Origin of the sequence: Xanthomonas protegens, assembly GCF_038442435.1 — a bacterium.
Classification (GTDB): Bacteria; Pseudomonadota; Gammaproteobacteria; order Xanthomonadales; family Xanthomonadaceae; genus Xanthomonas_A; species Xanthomonas_A sontii.
Genome location: NZ_JAQJCQ010000005.1, coordinates 225,220 through 241,485 on the forward strand (window position 1 = coordinate 225,220; position 16,266 = coordinate 241,485).

Sequence of the window (16,266 nt, forward strand, 5' to 3'; positions counted from 1 at the left end):
GCCCTGAGGCGAGCGCGCGCCTGCATGGTGCATCAGCGCCCGCGCTTGGCCGGGCAGACCACACAGGCGCCCTTCAAGCCTTGCTCCATGCGGTAGGCGCTGTGGTGGTCCCGTGACAGGAAGGTCGTCGGGCCGAGCACGATGGGCTTGGCCGAGCGCGACGGCGCCACCACCTCGCAATAGGCGGCGATGGTGTTCAGCGTATTGGTGTACGGCTCGTGGCTATCGACCACGCCGCACTTGTCCATCGTCTGCCGCAATTGCTCGCCGTCGAAATCGAATTTCACCACCACCTCCGGTTCCTGGCTCTCCTCCAGACACCAGTCCGGCGGCAGGGTGTCGTGGGCGTGGGCGGCCAGGGGTAGGGCAAGCAGCACCGCGACGAGGGCGGCATGGAAGAGGGAACGGTGGGTGGGCATCGGAACCTCGCAATGCGCAGAAGAAGAGCCCGCAGCCTACGAGCGGGGCTGCGGCCGATGCCAGCGCATCCGCGGGTATAGACCGGGAATAAATCCGGCTAACGCATTGATTCTCCGATGGTCGCATCGTGCCGCGCTGCGGGCTCGCGCGTCCGCGGCCCGCCGCGCCTGCGCCATGGCCCCGGCAATTCGACCCGATTCGCTCCCGTGGCGACCCGGGTTTGCCCTCGTGCCGCGGCGGCGGCCTGCCTAGCCTGAAATCGCCGGATCGCACCGAGTGCCGATGCGGTGGTGGCCACATCCCCCGGGGGCGATGCACGCAACCCCAGCCATCTCCAATCCCTTCCATATCGCGAGAGAACGCTCATCATGAAGAAGAAGCTCCTTGTCGCAACCGCCTTGCTTGCGGGCAGTGTCGTCGGCGCCCCTGCGCTGGCGGCGGAAAACCCGGTGGACCAGGCCGGCATCCAGCACAACATGTACCTGGGCTGCCTGATGGACCTGAATGCCACGGCCGAAGACGCGCTGACCCTGCTGGTCAAGAAGTGCGGCTATGCCCCCGGCGTGCCGCTGGAACGATTCGTCGCCACGCAGCAGCCCATCGTCGACGCGGTCGACCCGACCCGGCCGATGACCGAAAACCTGGCCGGGCTGCGCCAGCAACTGAGTGCCTACGAATACTCGTTCATCGAGCGGATGGACCAGATCGTGCAAAACGCCGAAGACTTCGACGCGGCGGCGTTGCAGTTCGAGGAACTGGAGCGGGAAGGCATCGCGCGGCTCGACCCCAAGTCGAAGAATGGCGCGCTTGTCCTGGGCGCGCTTAGCGTGGCCAGGCACTCCACGCAGTACTGGTCCAAGTATGCGGCCGAGCATGGGGAGTCCGCGGCTGGCGGAGCTACTTCGAAGAAGGGCTTCTGGAAGTGGTTTGCCACCATCGGCTCGGACGTGGTCGGCTATGCGCTCTCAAGCAACATCGGCGTGGCGGCAACCGTTTCCAACGTTGTCCACGGATGGTTCAAGTGAGCGGCTGATCAAACGGCGCATGGAGTAAGGGCAGGGCGTCCCCGGTGGGGCGCCTTGCCTGTTCTATGTGGCAGGCAGGCAAAGCGTGTTCGCCAGTCCGTTCGTCAAGGCGCGGCGTCGACGGTCTTTCGCCACTGCCACGGCCACGCACCCATCCCCGCATCGCTGCTAGCATCGGCCGATGGATTCCCTTACCCAGATCGTGCTCGGCGGCGCCATTGCCGCCGCCATCGCCCCGGCCGCACATCGGCGCGCTGCACTGCTTGCCGGTGCCGCGCTCGGCACCGTGCCGGATCTCGATGCGCTGATCCTGTTGCCGCTGACCCGCGATCCGGTGACGCTGATGACGGTGCATCGCAGCATCAGCCATTCGCTGTTCGTGCTGCCGTTGCTCGGCTGGCTGATCTGGTGGCTGTTCCGGCGCTTCGGCCATGGACGCGTGGCCGAAGCGCCACGCCGCTGGTTCTGGGCGATCCAGCTGGCGTTGATCACCCATCCGCTGCTGGATGCGTTCACCGTCTACGGTACGCAGCTGTGGTGGCCGCTGCGGCCATCGCCGACGATGTGGTCGAGCGTGTTCATCATCGATCCCGCCTACACGCTGTGGCTGTTGCTGGCCTGCGCCATCGCCTGGTTCGCCCGCGCGCGACGCGTGGCGCAGCAGGCGTTGCTGGTCGGACTGCTGTTGAGCACTACCTATCTGGGCTGGTCGCTGCTGGCCAAGCACCTGGTCGACCGCGAGGCCGACCGCGCGCTGGCGGCGATGGGACTGGCGCAGGCGCCGCGCTTCTCGGTACCGATGCCGTTCAACACGCTGCTGTGGCGGGTGGTGGCGATGACCCCGAGCGGCTATGTGATCGGCGAACGCTCGCTGGTCGCCGACCACGGGCCGATGCGCTTCCAGGGCTATCCCTCCAACACCCAGGCGCTGGCGCGGGTGCGCGACCTGCCGGCGGTGCAGCGACTGAGCTGGTTCAACCGCGGCTTCATGCGCGCGCAGGTCAAGGACGGCGAATTGGTGCTCAGCGACCTGCGCATGGGCCTGGAGCCGGACTACAACTTCAATTTCGCCGTGGCGCGACAGCAGGGCGACGGCTGGGCGGCGATGCCGCCGCGGCAGCTGCAGGCGGCGTACCGGGCGCCGGTGGCACGTGGGCAGATTGGTGCGGCGCTGGCGCGGATGTGGCAACGGATCTGGACCGAGCCCGCATCGCCCGCGCCGGTGAGCGCGCAGGTGCCTGCCGCGGCGCGTTGAGCGCGGCGCAATGGAGCGTGGCGCGATGCGCCTTCATTGCCGGTGCCAAGTCGCACGAAGCGGCAATGGCTGCCAGGACTTACGAGCATACTTCTCGTGCTCGGCTGCCCCGCACGTGGCCATCACCTGCCGCGGTGATTCCCGGTCGAGATCGAACTTCGTCACCACCTCCGGCTTGTGATCCTGCTCCAGGCAGCAGTCCGGCGGCAGGGTGGGGTGTCTCGGCTGTGGACGGCTAACGGCAAGCTCGAAGGGCCGCGACGACGACGGCATGGACGGCGCGACGCTGGTGAGTAAGTGAGCTTCCTAACCACAAGGCGCGCAACAGCCGCGTTGCAGCGACGCCGCGATTCCAGTGCATCCGCGGCGATGGATCGGGAACGAATCGGCGCAAGGCATTGATTCCTCGATCATGGAGTGTCCGCCGCAAGCCAGCGTCGCGTTTGCGATGCGGTGACGGCGCCATCGATTCGCCCATTCGACCCGGTTCGTTCCCGTCGCGACCCGGTTTCGTCCTCGTGCGTCGCCGCAGATCTGCCTAGCCTGAAACGGTCGCATCGCGCCGTGTGCCGGTGCGGTGGTGATCGCCTTGCCTGGATCCTCCGCAGGAACGTCGGGAGACCTGGGCCACCCTCCATCCATTGCATGGGAACACGCATGACGAAAAAACTCTTTATCGCAATCGCCACCCTCCTGGTCGGCAGTGCCGTCGGCGCCGCCCCTGTGCTGGCGGCCGAGAACCCGATGGACCAAGCGGGCATCCAGCACAACATGTACCTGGGCTGCCTGATGGACACCAACGCCTCGCCCGACGAGGCCCTGGCCGTGCTGGTCGAGAAGTGCGGCTACAACCCCGGCATGCCGCGGGAGCGCTTCATCGCCACGCGCAAGCCCATGATCGATGCCATCGATCCGGCCCGGCCGATGACCGAGAACCTGGCCGGGCTGCGCCAACAGCTGAGTGCCTACGAATTCTCGTTCATCGTGCGCATGGACCAGATCGTGCAGAACGCCGGCGGCCTGGATGCGGCGGCGGTGCAATTCGAGGAACTGGAACGGGAAGCCATCGCACGGCTCGATCCCACGTCGAAGAACGGTGCGCTGGTACTGGGCGGTCTGAGCGTGCTCAGACACTCCGCACGCTACTGGTTCAAACTTGCGGCCGGCACCACATCGAGACAGGCGGCGCCTCCCCATCTGGGCTGGGCGATGGTCGCAGCGGCTGATGCGGGAGGCTATATCGCAACGAGCGACCCCGCATTTGCGTCTGCCGCTTCCTATGCAAGCTTTAGCACACTCGCTGTGCTGGGATATTTCCCGCTCTACGCAGACTAGAATCTGCCGCATCATCTTGCTTCAGGCAGTGCGGCTGACATCGACAAAGGCGTTCTCGATGGGACGCCTTGCTTCATTAGGCACGCGGAGAATGCGGGCGTGTCGCCACTGTGCCTGGCGTGCAGGCGCGGCGCCGACCTGTGCTTCTGGAGGGGTCTGAGGCAAGCTTTTCTCCGCGCCAGCAAAATAGTGTCGCGCTACGACTTCAACTTCGCTGTGCGACAGCAGGGCGATGGCTGGGAGGCGATTCCGCCGCAGCAACTGCAGGCGGCGTACCGGGCGCCGGTAGGTCGGGCAGATCGGTACAGCGCTGGAGCGCATGTGGCAGTGGATCTGGACCGAGCCGGCATCGTCCGCGCCGGTGCGCGCGCAAGCGCCAGCGACGCGGTGAGCGCCATGAAAGCAACTCAATACACCGTCGCGTGCGCCTGCACGAACGAATAGAAGAACACCGCGTCCGGGTCGCTCTGCACCTGGGCCATTTCCCGGCGCATGCCGGCCACGGTTTCCTCATCCACCGCGCCGGCCTGCAGCAGCCGTTCGGCCGCAGACAGCAACAGTTCCTCCCAGAACCCGATCATGGTCTTGCGCCGCGCCGGCTCGCGGTTGTCCAGGTGCAGCGTCTTGATCTCGGTGCTGACGTCGCGATAACCGCCGGCCAGCAACAGGTTGCCGAGCTTGGCGCCGACGAACGGGTCGCCGCCGTGGTCGTACTGGAAGTCGTTGAACGCCATCCAGTAGCGCCACACGTTCGGCGAGTACGGATGCAGCAGGAACGAGGCGTTCATCACCTCGGTCACGTACACCGGCGACCCCGGTGCCAGCACCCGCCGCACTTCGCTGAGCACCCGCGCCGGCGACGGCACGTGCTCCAGCACCCAGCACAGGAACGCCGCATCGAAGCTGCGCGGCTGGAACGGCAGGTCGCCGGCATCGGCCTGCTGCAGCGTGTAGCGGTCCTGGCACCAGGGCATGCGCTGCAGGTTCTCGCGCGCGGCCTGCAGTTGCGCCTCGCTCAGGTCGATGCCGGTGACATGCAGCTCCGGGAAGCGCCGCAGCAGCACTTCGGTCTGCGCGCCGACGCCGCTGCCCACTTCCAGCAGGCGCCGCGCGCCGGTGTAGTCGATCTGGTTGAACAGGGTGGCTTCCAGCAAGCGCGCCTGCTTCAGCAGGCGTGCCTGTTCGGTGTCGGAATAGCCGTGCAGATAGGTCGGGGTGTCGGGAGACGTGCCCATGGCGGTGCTCCAGGGAGAAGAAAACGTCAGGCGGCGGCGGACAAGGCCGGCGGCACCTCGGCGATCAGCGCATCGAAGTACTCGGCGGTCAGCGCCAGTTGCGCCTGCGCGCTCTCGGCGCGGTTGACCACGGCGCGGAACGCGGCGTTCTCGGGTTGATCCTTGGCATACCAGCCCAGGTGCTTGCGCGCGATGCGCACGCCCTGCGCCTCGCCGTAGAACGCGTGCAGGGCCTGCAGGTGGCCGAGCAGGGTGTCGCGGACGAAGGTCAGCGACGGCGCCGGCCGCAGTTCGCCGGTGGCCAGGTAGTGCGCGATCTCGCCGAAGATCCACGGCCGGCCCTGCGCCGCGCGCCCGACCATCACCGCGTCGGCGCCGGTCGCTGCCAGCACCTGCGCCGCCTTCTGCGGCGAATCGATGTCGCCGTTGGCGATCACCGGAATGCGCAGCATCGCCTTGATCTGGGCGATGGTCGCGTACTCGGCCTGGCCGCTGTAATGCTGGTCGCGGGTGCGCCCGTGCACCGCCAGCGCGGCGATGCCGCAGTCCTCGGCGATGCGCGCGATGACCGGGCCGTTCCGGTGGTCGCAGTCCCAGCCGGTGCGGATCTTGAGCGTCACCGGCACCGGCGAGGCCTTCACCACCGCGCTGAGGATGCGCGCCACCAGCGCCTCGTCGCGCATCAGCGCCGAGCCGGCCCAGGCGTTGCACACCTTCTTTGCCGGGCAGCCCATGTTGATGTCGATCAGTTGCGCGCCGTGGTCGGCGTTGTAGCGCGCGGCCTCGGCCAGTTGCTGCGGTTCGGTGCCGGCGATCTGCACGCTGACCGGGTCCGGCTCGCCGGCGTGGTCCATGCGCTGCAGCGACTTGCGGGTCTGCCAGAAGCGCGGATCGGAGATGGTCATTTCCGATACGGCCAGGCCGGCGCCCAGCCGCTTGCACAGCAGCCGGAACGGCTTGTCGGTGACCCCGGCCATCGGTGCCAGGATCACCTTCGGTTCGATCGTGTAGGGGCCGATACGCATGCCGCTAGTGTAGCGGAGGCCGCCTCGGCGCCGCTTGGCGCCGTGGCTAGCCGGGCCGGTGAGGCGCGCGGCCGATGAGGGGCAGCGCGCCGCAGCCGGCGCAGCCCGCGGGCGAGGCTGCCGCCTCATCCGGGGAGCGGTCGTGCCATCACATCTGCCGCGACAGGCGGATGTTGTCCAGATACAGCGATGCCGGCCGCGCCGCACTGCCGCGGAACTCGATGCGGTTGCTGCCGGCAGTGAGGACCACCGGTTGCTGCAGCGTCGCCCAGTCGCTGGCGGAGGGGGTCTGCGCGAACGTCGGCGTGCCGACCTTCACGCCATTGACGTACAGGTCGACGTTGCCGATGCTCGCGCCCGCGGTCGAATAGCGGATCTGCAACTGGTAGGTGCCGGCGTCGGTCACGCGGATGTCGTCGCGCACGCTGGCGACCGGGCTGGTGCCGAAGTCCACGTAACCCAGGCCCTGGTAGTTGCGCACCGAGCCGGACACGCCATTGGCGACCAGGCTGCGGATGTTGCGGAAGTCGAAGTGCTCGGCTTCGTACTGTTGCACGCCGGTGTAGGCCGGTGGCGCCTGCGGGGCCTGTACGGACGCGATGGGCGCTCCGCTGAGGCGTCCGCTGGCGTTGCCGGTGCATCGCACGTTGATGTCCAGCGGCCCGTTGTGCGCCACGCGCAGGGTCAGGCCGTCGGCGGTCGCGGTGCTGGTCACCGTGCTGGGCTGGTGGTCGCCGCGATCGGCGAAGTCGAAGGTGGGCGTGGTGCTGGCGCCATCGATGTCGATCGTATCGGTCTTCAACGCCCCGTTGGGGGAATCGAAGTTGGTCAGGTAGATCGACAGCGAGTCGGGGAACTCCTTGATCACGCCGCTGGTGTAGGGCGCATAGGTCACGCTGACGGCGGCGCAGCTGTTGTACTTGAGCGGCAGGGTGCCGCTGGCGCTCTGGCCGGCCTTGGACGGGTTGTAGGTCACCCAGGTATTGTCCTGGCGCCCGGCGTAGATGTCGCCGCTGTATTCCTGCGGAAACAGCGCGTCCAGCTCGGCGCGCTTGGCCTCGATGGTGGGCCAGCGCGCGGCATATCCGCTCTTGGCGATCTGCACCTGGAACGATTTGGCGGTGGCGTCGGTCAGTTGCCAGACGGTGGGGATGGCCGGATAGCGTCCGGTCTTCTTGTACCAGCTGTGCTGGTTGAGGTACGTGCCGTCGCCGTCGATCAGGTACAGGCCGCTGAACAGGGTTTCCGGCGAGGAGTACAGGTTCCTGTCGTCGCCGGTGGTGGCGTCGTTGACGATCACCACCTTGGAGCGATCGATCACTTCCTGGCGGTCGAGGATGCGCAGCGTGCCGTCGAGGATCTTGCGGTAGATGTCCAACTGGATGTTGCGGTAGTGCGGGTAGAACTCCCAGCGGCGGCTGCTGTAGCCGTCGGCCGTGGTGGCGTTGGGCAAGGTGTGCACCGCATCGAGCATGATCTGTTCGGGGCCGTCGAACACGGTCTCGCCGGTAAAGGCCAGGTGCTCGATCAGGTGCGGCGATCCTGCCTGGACCGGATATGCGCTGTTGTCGCTGGTGTACCAGCCGGTGCGGTCGGGGCGAATGCCGTAGTGGCCGGCGAAGCCGGACAGGAACATCCCCAGGCTCACGCTTTCGATGTCGTGATAGCCATAGCCGCTGGTGAACTTTTCCTCGATGATGAAGTTGTCGGCGTAGCTGCCCACCGCGGCGCGCAAGCGCGGGTTGCGCTTGACCATCGCCAGCGGGTTGATGTTCGCCCCCCAAAAACCGCCGGTGAAGCTCACCGTCAGGTAGCCGCCGTACTTGTGGGTCAGCTTGAGCAGATTCGACCAATGCTCCCAGCGCTGCGCGGCCGAACCGGAACACGGTTGATCGAAGCCCCAGAACTGTTCGGCATAGTTGAAGCCGATGAAGTTGGGATAGTCGCGGAAGAATTCGCCATAGACGGTCGACTCCAGGTCGGCATCCGGCGCGTAGTCCGGGAAGTGGCTGAAACCGCCGCTGGACGGCTGGATCATCGCCCACACACCGTTGGTCGCAGCGGTCTTGATCCAGGATCGCGCGGTTTCGATGCCGTTCTCCACCTGCAGCCAGTTGCATTGATTGCCGGTGGCGCCCTGGTGGTAGATCGAGAGGGAGATCAGCAGCACCGTGTAGGGGCGCAGATCCGCCGGAATCAGGTCGATGATCTTCTGCGGATCGGCCGAATTCCAGGTGTCGGCGTGGACCAGGAACATCGGTTGGCGCGGCGACAGCGGGCGGCGCAGCGGCGTGCTGGAGCCGTCGCTGCCGGCATCGGCATCGGCGTCGCTTGCAGCGGTTGCTGTGGTCGCCGGTGTGGCGGTGCGCGTGGTCGCCGACCAGGCCATCGGTGCGGCAACGGCTGCCGCCGGCGTCGCGGTCCGGCTGTCGCCGTTCTCGTCGCCGCCGCACGCGGTCAGCAGCAGGCACAGCAGCGCGCTGGGAAGCGCGCGCGTCATCCATCCTCGGTGCTTGTTCATCGAAGAATCCATTTTGCAGTGGGGGAGTGCGTCGGCAGCGGCGGTCGTGGCCGCATCCTGCGACATGGCGAGCGGGCACTGCCTGAGCGGCGGCGAATCTAGCAAGCGTTCATCTGCCGCGACTGCGAACGGCCGCACGTTGCGCGCCGGTGTTTACGCAAATCGCAAAAGACGCGTGGCGATTCTGCGCGTGAGGCGCGACGTCGGCATCCAACGGTTACGCACGTCTCATCGCATGGCGGCGCAGCGGCACGGTGCAGGCGTGACACGCAACGCATGTGGGCCGCGTGCTGCGTAGGGCCGCGTCACACCGAGCAATGAGAAGGGCGAGGCCGCGTGCATCGCGGCGCTGTGGCGCACACGGCCAATCGTGCATGGGCAATGCGCTTTGCTGCACCGCACCGGCTGCGACCGCTGCGCGCGTCAGCGGATCAGTTGGTACAGCTCGAAGCCGTTGTCCTTGCCGTCCAGGATCAGCAGCAGTTCGTTCGGGCCCAGCGCGACCAGGCGGCCGACGCTGTTGCCGTGCGTGCCGTCGGAAACATGGCCGGGCGCGTAGGCCGCTTCCGGCTCGTCGTTGACCGTGCTTGCGCCGAGGAAGGCCAGCTCATGGCTGCCGGCGGACAGCGGATACAGCGTGCCGCTGCGGCGCTGCGAGCCGCTGGTCTTGCTCAGGTGGTAGCCGCAGGGATCGCGGCGGATCTCGGCCTTGAAGAACGGGTACGCATAGGCGAAGCGTGGGTCGACCTGGATCGAGCGCAGCTTCCAGCGGCCTTCCAGCTTGCCGGGCTGCTGCGGCGTCCGTGCGCGCTGCAGCAGGCTGCGCGCCAGCGCGGCGCCTGCTTCCTGCTCGGCATCGTCGTAATGCGGTGCGATGACCTGTTGCAGGTGTTCGGCGGACACGGTCACCGCGGCGCGGTCGGCATCGGCGGCCAGGCTGTTCCAGTCGCAGCGCGGCGCGGCGGCGGCGGACAGTGGGAGCAACAACGCGCACAGCGCGCCGAACGGCAACAGGGACGGGCGGGGCATCGGGAACGCCTTGTCGGAATGCGGCCGGCACGGCGGCCGGCGGTGTGTCGTCAGGGAACGCAGCAAACGCGGCGGTTCGCACCGCCGCGCACAGACTCAGCCGGCGTCCGGGGTCAGCCGCGGCATCGACGCCGCCGCGCCTTCGGCCTCGGTGGAGCGCGCCGCGTAGTGGTTGGCGAAGCGCACGTGGGTGGCGAACGCGGCGTTCGGCGACTGCGCCAGCGACGCCACCAGGGCGCCGTTGAAGGCGTCGCCGGCGCCGGTGGTGTCCACGGTATGCGCGGTTTCGGCGCCGATCCGGTAGTACGGCTGGGTGTCGCCGAGCAGGCGCTCCTCGGGGTGCGAGATGAACGCACCGACCGCACCCAGCGTCACCACCACGGTGCCGCCCGGCAGCAGCTTGCGGCACAGCGCGTGCAGGCTGCCGCCATCGGTGGCGGCGACGTCGTCGGCGTCCACGCGCACGCCGACATGGCGCGCGAGCAGGGCGGCGAACTCGGTTTCGTTGGGGGTCAGCACGTCGGCCAGCTTGAGCAGGCCGATGCTGGTCTGCGCGTTGGCCGGGGCGGCGTTGAGCACCGTGGTCAGGCCGGCCTCGCGGGCCAGCGCCAGGGTGCCCTCGATGGTCTCGATCGGCGATTCCAGTTGCGCCAGCAGCACCCGCGCCGAGCCCAGCAGCGGACGCTGCGCCTGCACGAAGTCCAGGCTCAGCGCGGCGTTGGCGCCGGCGCCGATGACGATGGTGTTGCGGCCGTGGCCGTCGACGTAGATGCCGCCGGTGCCGGTCGGCTCGGTGCTGGCCTCGGCGACCAGGGCGATGCCGTCCTGCGCGGCCAGGCCGCGCGCCATCGCGCCGCCGGCGTCGTCGCCGAGCGCGCAGACGAAGCTGGTACGCGCGCCGGCGCGTGCCGCCGCCACCGCCTGGTTGAAGCCCTTGCCGCCGGGGCCGGTGCTGTAGCGGCCGGCGATGGTCGCCCCCGGTGCGGGCAGATTCTCGCAACGCCACACATGGTCGACATTGAACGAACCGACGACGATGACCGAACTCATAGGCATGTACTGCTTCTCGACTGGAACTGGAAAAAAGAAAGACGGGTGCGGCGGATGCCGCGACCGGATCAGGCGAAGTGCGACAGCACCCCGGCGATGGTCGCGGTCATGAAGGTGGCGATCGAGCCGCCCAGCACCGCACGCAGGCCGAAGCGGGCCAGGTCATGCCGGCGCTCGGGGGCCAGGCCGCCGATGCCGCCGATCTGGATCGCGATCGAACTGAAGTTGGCGAAGCCGCACAGCGCGTAGGTGGCGACCAGCCGGCCTTCCGCGCTCAGGCTCACGCCCGGCACCTGGCCCTGGACGATACGCGACAGCTCGGTATACGCGACGAACTCGTTGATGACCACCTTCTGGCCGATCAGCGAACCGACCGTGGTCGCATCCGGCCACGGCGTGCCGATCACCCAGGCCACCGGCGCCAGCACGTAGCCGAAGATGGTGGACAGGTTGGTCGGGCGGCCGATGGCGCTGGCCAGGCCGGTGACGTCGCCGAGCCAGGTCAGCGGCGCATTGACCAGCGCGATCAGCGCGATGAACGCCAGCAGCATCGCGCCGATGTTCAGCGCCAGGCGCAGGCCGTCGCCGGCGCCGGCGGCGGCGGCGTCGATCACGTTGCTGGTGGTCTTCTCCACTTCCATCTTGACCGTGCCGCGGGTCAGCGGCGTGCCGGTCTCCGGGATCAGCAGCTTGGCCACCACCAGCGTTGCCGGCGCGGCCATGATGCTGGCCGCCAGCAGGTGCTTGGCGTAGAACGCCTGCTGCGCCGGGTCGCCGCCGCCGAGCATGCCCACGTAGGCCGCCAGCACGCCGCCGGCGATATGCGCCATGCCGCCGATCATCATCGTCAGCAGCTCGGATTCGGTCATGCGCGGGATGTACGGGCGCACCGTCAGCGGCGCCTCGGTCTGGCCGATGAACACGCTGGCGCAGACGCTGGTGGTCTCGGCGCCGGACACGCGCATCACCTTGGTGATCGCCCAGGCCATCACCCGCACCACCGCCTGCATCACCCCCAGGTGGTACAGCACGCCCATCAGCGCGGAGAAGAAGATGATGGTCGGCAACACCTGGAAGGCGAAGATGAAGCCGTAGGTCTTGGTGTCGAGCAGGCTGCCGAAGATGAAGCTGGAGCCTTCGTTGACGAAGCTCAGGACCTTCACGAACACCTGGCCGAGCCAGTCGAACACCTCGCGGCCGCCGGGGACCAGCAGCACCAGCGAGGCGAAACCGATCTGCAGGACCAGGCCGGTCGCGACCAGCTTCCAGTCCACCGCCCGGCGGTTGTTGGAGAACAGCCAGGTGATCCCGATCAACACCGCCAAACCGAACAGGCCGAAGCCGATCCTTCCCAATCCCTCGACCATCTGCGTCCCCGGTCCCCGACCAAAGACGGGAAGCCTAGTGCAGGGGGTGACGGCCGGCAAGGCGAGCGGCGTTCAGTCGGGGATTCGGGAGTGGGGATTGGGGATTCGGAAGAGCAGGCGCCCCGCTGCCGCAGGTGCGGCGATGCCGACGGGGCCTCGCGGCAGGGCCGCTACACTGTGCGGCCGCCCCCGGCCGTGCCGCGGGTTTGTTTAGCAGGAGGAGTTGCCATGCAATACCGTCGCCTCGGTGCCACCGGGCTGCAACTGTCGGCGCTGTCGTTCGGCGCCTGGATCAACTTCGGCGGGCAGACCGGCCGCGACGAAGCGCGCAACCTGATCGCCGCCGCCTGGGACCACGGCATCAATTTCTTCGACAACGCCGAGGTCTATGCGCACGGCCGCGCCGAGCAGGTGATGGGCGACGTGATCGCCGACCTGCGGCTGCCGCGCGACGGCTTCTGCGTGTCCAGCAAGGTCTACTTCGGCGCCGTGGAATCGCCGCGCCCGAACCAGCGCGGGCTGTCGCGCAAGCACGTCACCGACGCCTGCCATGCCGCGCTCAAGCGCTTGCGGGTGGACTATCTGGATCTGTACTACTGCCATCGCCCCGACCCGGACACGCCGGTGGAGGAAACCGTGCGCGCGATGGACGCGCTGATCCGCCAGGGCAAGGTGCTGTACTGGGGCACCTCCGAGTGGCCGGCCGAGCGCATCCGCGAGGCGGCGCAGGTGGCGCGCGCGCTGGGCCTGCACGGGCCGTCGATGGAACAGCCGCAATACAACCTGCTGCACCGCGCGCGCGTGGAGCAGGAGTACGCGCCGCTGTACGCCGAACTCGGCCTGGGCACCACCATCTGGTCGCCGCTGGCCTCGGGCCTGCTCACCGGCAAGTACAACGACGGCATCGATCCGGCCTCGCGGCTGGGCCAGGAGCGCAACGCCTGGCTGCAGCAGGAGGTGATCGGGCCGCCGGCGCAGCGCCGCATCGAGCGCGCGCGCGCCTTCACCGCGCTGGCCGCGGCCGAGGGCGTGGCGCCGGCGTCGCTGGCGATCGCCTGGTGCCTGCGCAACCCGCACGTCTCCACCGTGATCCTCGGTGCCAGCCGGGTGTCGCAGCTGCTGGAGAACCTGGACGCGCTGGAGCTGGCCGCGCGCGACGACGCGACGTGGTGGGAGCGGGTCGACGCCGCGGTGCGCTGACGACGGCAGGCGCTTGCTCCGCCGCAGTGCAGCGGCGGCGCGGTGGCGAGGGCTGTGATGTGTGGCGATCTTCGGAAGCTTTCGTGATCGGGATTTCGATCAGGATTGCGAATTGAATCGGGCGAGAATGGGTCTTGATTAAGTATTGAGAATCATTATCATCTCGATGCACCCCGTGGATGGAGTTCGACCATGACCGCTCAACCCGTGCTGTTGCGTCACCCCGAGACCCTGAGCCTGCGCGAGCGCACCGTGCCGCGCGCCGTGCCGGCCGAAGAAACCATCAGCAGCCAGGCGCTGCTCAAGGGCCGCCGCGAAGTGCTGATCCAGCACGGCGACCGCGTCTATCGTCTGCGCCACACCAGCAACGACAAGCTGATCCTGACCAAGTAATGCCTCCGGCCGCCGCGCGCGGCCGGTCTCCCCGCTCGATCTGCCGCCACCTGGCCGACGCCCTTGCGCGCCGGCCGCGGCCGCCTCGCAGTCGCGATCCTTCTCTCCCCCTCGGCCAGGCGCGGACCCCGCGCCGTGCCGGTCGAGGGTCTTACGCGACCACCGATGCTCCCCATGTTCCGTACCGCCCCGCTCACCGGCGCGCTGTGGCTGGCCCTGGCCGCCTGCGCGCATGCCGCTCCCGCACCCGCACCCGCCTCTGCCTCCGACGCTGACGACGCCGCCAGTGCGGCGGCCGCCACCCACGATTTCGACCGCCTGCAGGTCACCGCCACGCGCACCCAGCGCGCCATCGTCGACGTGCCCGGCAGCGTCGACGTGATCGATCGCGAACAGATGGACCGCACGTTGGTCCATGACCTGAAGGATCTGCTGCGCTACACGCCCGGCGTGTCCGCCACCGGCAACAGCGGCCGCTTCAGCGGCATCGGCGGCATCCGCATCCGCGGCCTGGACGGCAACCGCGTGCTGATCCAGACCGATGGCATCCCGGTCTCGGACACCTTCAGCTTCGGCAGCTACCTCAACGCCAATCGCAATTTCGTCGACATGGACACGCTCAAGCGCGTGGAGATCGTGCGCGGCCCGGCCAGCGCGCTGTACGGTTCGGATGCGCTCGGTGGCGTGGTCGCCTACGTCACCAAGGATCCGGCCGACTACCTGGCGCCTGGCAAGGACAGCTATGTCGGCCTGAAGTTCGGCTACGAGAGCGAGTGGAAGGGACTGTTCGCCGGCGCGCTGGTCGCCTTCGGCGGCGACCGCTGGAGCGGCATGGCCGCGGTCAGCCATCGCCAGGGCCAGGAAAGCGAAACCCAGGGCGACAACCGCAGCATCGGCGCCGCCCGCACCGCGCCCAATCCGCTCAGCAGCGACGGCCGCAGCCTGCTCAGCAAGCTGGTCTACGCGCCCAGCGCCAACCAGCGCTGGACGCTGACCGTGGAAGGCAACGAGGACTACTCGCGCATCGACGCGCTGAGCAACGTCACCGCCAGCATCCTCTCGCAGCGCGGCCGCGACCATCAGACCCGTGCCCGCGTGTCGCTGGGACACGCGGCGGACCAGCTCGACACGCTGCTCGCCGACGACCTGCAGTGGCAGCTGTACCGCCAGGACAGCCAGAGCCTGCAGCGCACCGACGAGCGCCGCAGCAACGGCACGCTGCGGCACATGGAGCACGACTTCGACCAGCGCCTGTACGGACTGCAGGCCAATCTGCACAAGCGGGTCGATCAGGGGCGCGTCGTCCACGACATCAGCTACGGCATCGATCTGTCGCACACCGACACCCACGAAAAGCGCGACGGCCACACGCTGAACCTGCGCACCGGCGCGATCAGCAAGACCGTGGGCATGGAGACCTTCCCGGTCCGCGACTTCCCGATTACCGAGACGCTCAAGGCCGGCGCCTACCTGCAGGACGAGATCGCGCTGGCCGATGGCCGCTTCAGCCTGACCCCTGCGCTGCGTGCGGACTATTACCGGCTGTCGCCGCAGGTCGATGCGATCTTCGCCACCGACAATCCCGGCGTGGCGGCGAAGAAGATCAGCGACCGCAACGTCTCGCCCAAGCTCGGCGCGATCTGGCGCCTGGACGACGCCTGGTCGCTGTACGCCAACTATGCGCACGGCTTTCGCGCGCCGCCCTACAACGACGTCAATATCGGCTTCACCAACCTGCTGATCGGCTACACCGCGATCGCCAATCCCAACCTGAAGCCGGAGACCAGCCGTGGCGCCGAACTGGGCGTGCGCTATGCCGGTTCGGCCGTCTACGCCGGCCTGAGCGCCTACCGCAACGCCTACCGCGATTTCATCGAGTCCTACCGCTTCGTCGGCTTCAACGCCGACGGCCTGATGCTGTATCAGTCGCGCAACGTCGACCGGGTGACCATCCGCGGCGTGGAGGCCAAGGCCGGCATCGACTTCGGCGCACTCGATGCGCGCTGGAGCGGTTGGTCGTTGCAGGCCAGCGCGGCCTATGCGCGCGGCGACAACCGCACCGACGGCACGCCGCTCAATTCGGTGGATCCGCTGCGCGGCGTGCTCGGCCTGGGCTACGACCGCAGCACCTGGGGCGCGCAACTGGTCGCCACCGCGGTGGCGAAGAAGCGCCGGCCGGAACTGCCGAGCTACTACACTCCGGCCGGCTACGCGACGCTGGACCTGCTCGCGCATTGGCACTTCACCGAAGGTGCGCGGCTCGACGTCGGCGTGTTCAACCTGGCCGACCGCCGCTACATCGACTGGAACATGCTGCCCGGCGCGACCCTGGCCAGCAGCAGCGTGCTCGACCGCTACACCGGCGCCGGGCGCAACGTCTCGGTCAGCCTGGCGCTGGACTGGTAGCGGCG

At 68.2% G+C, this 16,266-nt stretch carries 13 protein-coding genes; 6 read left to right on the forward strand and 7 right to left on the reverse strand.

Annotated features, from left to right (window positions below; genetic code table 11):
- Positions 1-32: 32 nt before the first annotated feature.
- A complete protein-coding gene (locus PIQ37_RS08315) occupies positions 33-419 on the reverse strand; it encodes a hypothetical protein (protein ID WP_342073095.1) in 387 nt (128 codons plus the stop codon).
- Between the two features lie 369 nt (positions 420-788).
- On the opposite strand from PIQ37_RS08315, the gene PIQ37_RS08320 reads away from it, so the two are divergent.
- From PIQ37_RS08320 to PIQ37_RS08330, 3 genes are all read left to right on the forward strand, one after another.
- Positions 789-1,445: a hypothetical protein gene (locus tag PIQ37_RS08320; RefSeq protein WP_342073096.1), complete on the forward strand. Its 657-nt coding sequence runs from the start codon at positions 789-791 to the stop codon at positions 1,443-1,445.
- Between the two features lie 181 nt (positions 1,446-1,626).
- Positions 1,627-2,700, forward strand: coding sequence for a metal-dependent hydrolase (locus PIQ37_RS08325; protein ID WP_342073097.1), 1,074 nt, complete (start codon positions 1,627-1,629; stop codon positions 2,698-2,700).
- A gap of 657 nt (positions 2,701-3,357) precedes the next feature.
- On the forward strand, positions 3,358-4,035 hold the full coding sequence (locus PIQ37_RS08330) for a hypothetical protein (protein ID WP_342073098.1): 678 nt from the start codon (positions 3,358-3,360) through the stop codon (positions 4,033-4,035).
- A 407-nt stretch (positions 4,036-4,442) separates the two neighbouring features.
- Here PIQ37_RS08330 and PIQ37_RS08335 read toward each other — a convergent pair whose 3' ends face one another.
- The 6 genes from PIQ37_RS08335 to PIQ37_RS08360 form a co-directional block, all read right to left on the reverse strand.
- The gene (locus tag PIQ37_RS08335) at positions 4,443-5,270 is read right to left on the reverse strand and encodes a methyltransferase domain-containing protein (RefSeq protein WP_342073099.1); all 828 of its coding nucleotides are present in this window, start codon (positions 5,268-5,270) and stop codon (positions 4,443-4,445) included.
- A 26-nt stretch (positions 5,271-5,296) separates the two neighbouring features.
- A complete protein-coding gene (gene dusB / locus PIQ37_RS08340; protein ID WP_342073100.1) occupies positions 5,297-6,295 on the reverse strand; it encodes a tRNA dihydrouridine synthase DusB in 999 nt (332 codons plus the stop codon).
- Positions 6,296-6,443: 148 nt separating this feature from the next.
- Complete coding sequence (locus PIQ37_RS08345; RefSeq protein WP_342073101.1) at positions 6,444-8,795, reverse strand: glycoside hydrolase family 98 domain-containing protein; 2,352 nt, start codon at positions 8,793-8,795, stop codon at positions 6,444-6,446.
- Between the two features lie 444 nt (positions 8,796-9,239).
- Entirely contained in the window at positions 9,240-9,845 is a 606-nt protein-coding gene (locus PIQ37_RS08350) for a DUF4893 domain-containing protein (RefSeq protein WP_342073102.1), read from the reverse strand.
- A 96-nt stretch (positions 9,846-9,941) separates the two neighbouring features.
- On the reverse strand, positions 9,942-10,895 hold the full coding sequence (locus PIQ37_RS08355) for a ribokinase (RefSeq protein WP_342073143.1): 954 nt from the start codon (positions 10,893-10,895) through the stop codon (positions 9,942-9,944).
- A gap of 68 nt (positions 10,896-10,963) precedes the next feature.
- Positions 10,964-12,262: a NupC/NupG family nucleoside CNT transporter gene (locus PIQ37_RS08360; RefSeq protein ID WP_209231613.1), complete on the reverse strand. Its 1,299-nt coding sequence runs from the start codon at positions 12,260-12,262 to the stop codon at positions 10,964-10,966.
- Between the two features lie 228 nt (positions 12,263-12,490).
- Here PIQ37_RS08360 and PIQ37_RS08365 point away from each other — a divergent pair, with 228 nt between their 5' ends.
- The 3 genes from PIQ37_RS08365 (at position 12,491) to PIQ37_RS08375 (ending at position 16,261) form a co-directional block, all read left to right on the forward strand.
- The gene (locus PIQ37_RS08365) at positions 12,491-13,462 is read left to right on the forward strand and encodes an aldo/keto reductase (protein ID WP_342073103.1); all 972 of its coding nucleotides are present in this window, start codon (positions 12,491-12,493) and stop codon (positions 13,460-13,462) included.
- 192 nt (positions 13,463-13,654) lie between these two features.
- Positions 13,655-13,855, forward strand: a complete 201-nt coding sequence (gene hemP, locus PIQ37_RS08370; protein WP_017907561.1) for a hemin uptake protein HemP — start codon at positions 13,655-13,657, stop codon at positions 13,853-13,855.
- Between the two features lie 174 nt (positions 13,856-14,029).
- On the forward strand, positions 14,030-16,261 hold the full coding sequence (locus PIQ37_RS08375; RefSeq protein ID WP_342073104.1) for a TonB-dependent hemoglobin/transferrin/lactoferrin family receptor: 2,232 nt from the start codon (positions 14,030-14,032) through the stop codon (positions 16,259-16,261).
- Positions 16,262-16,266: the final 5 nt, after the last annotated feature.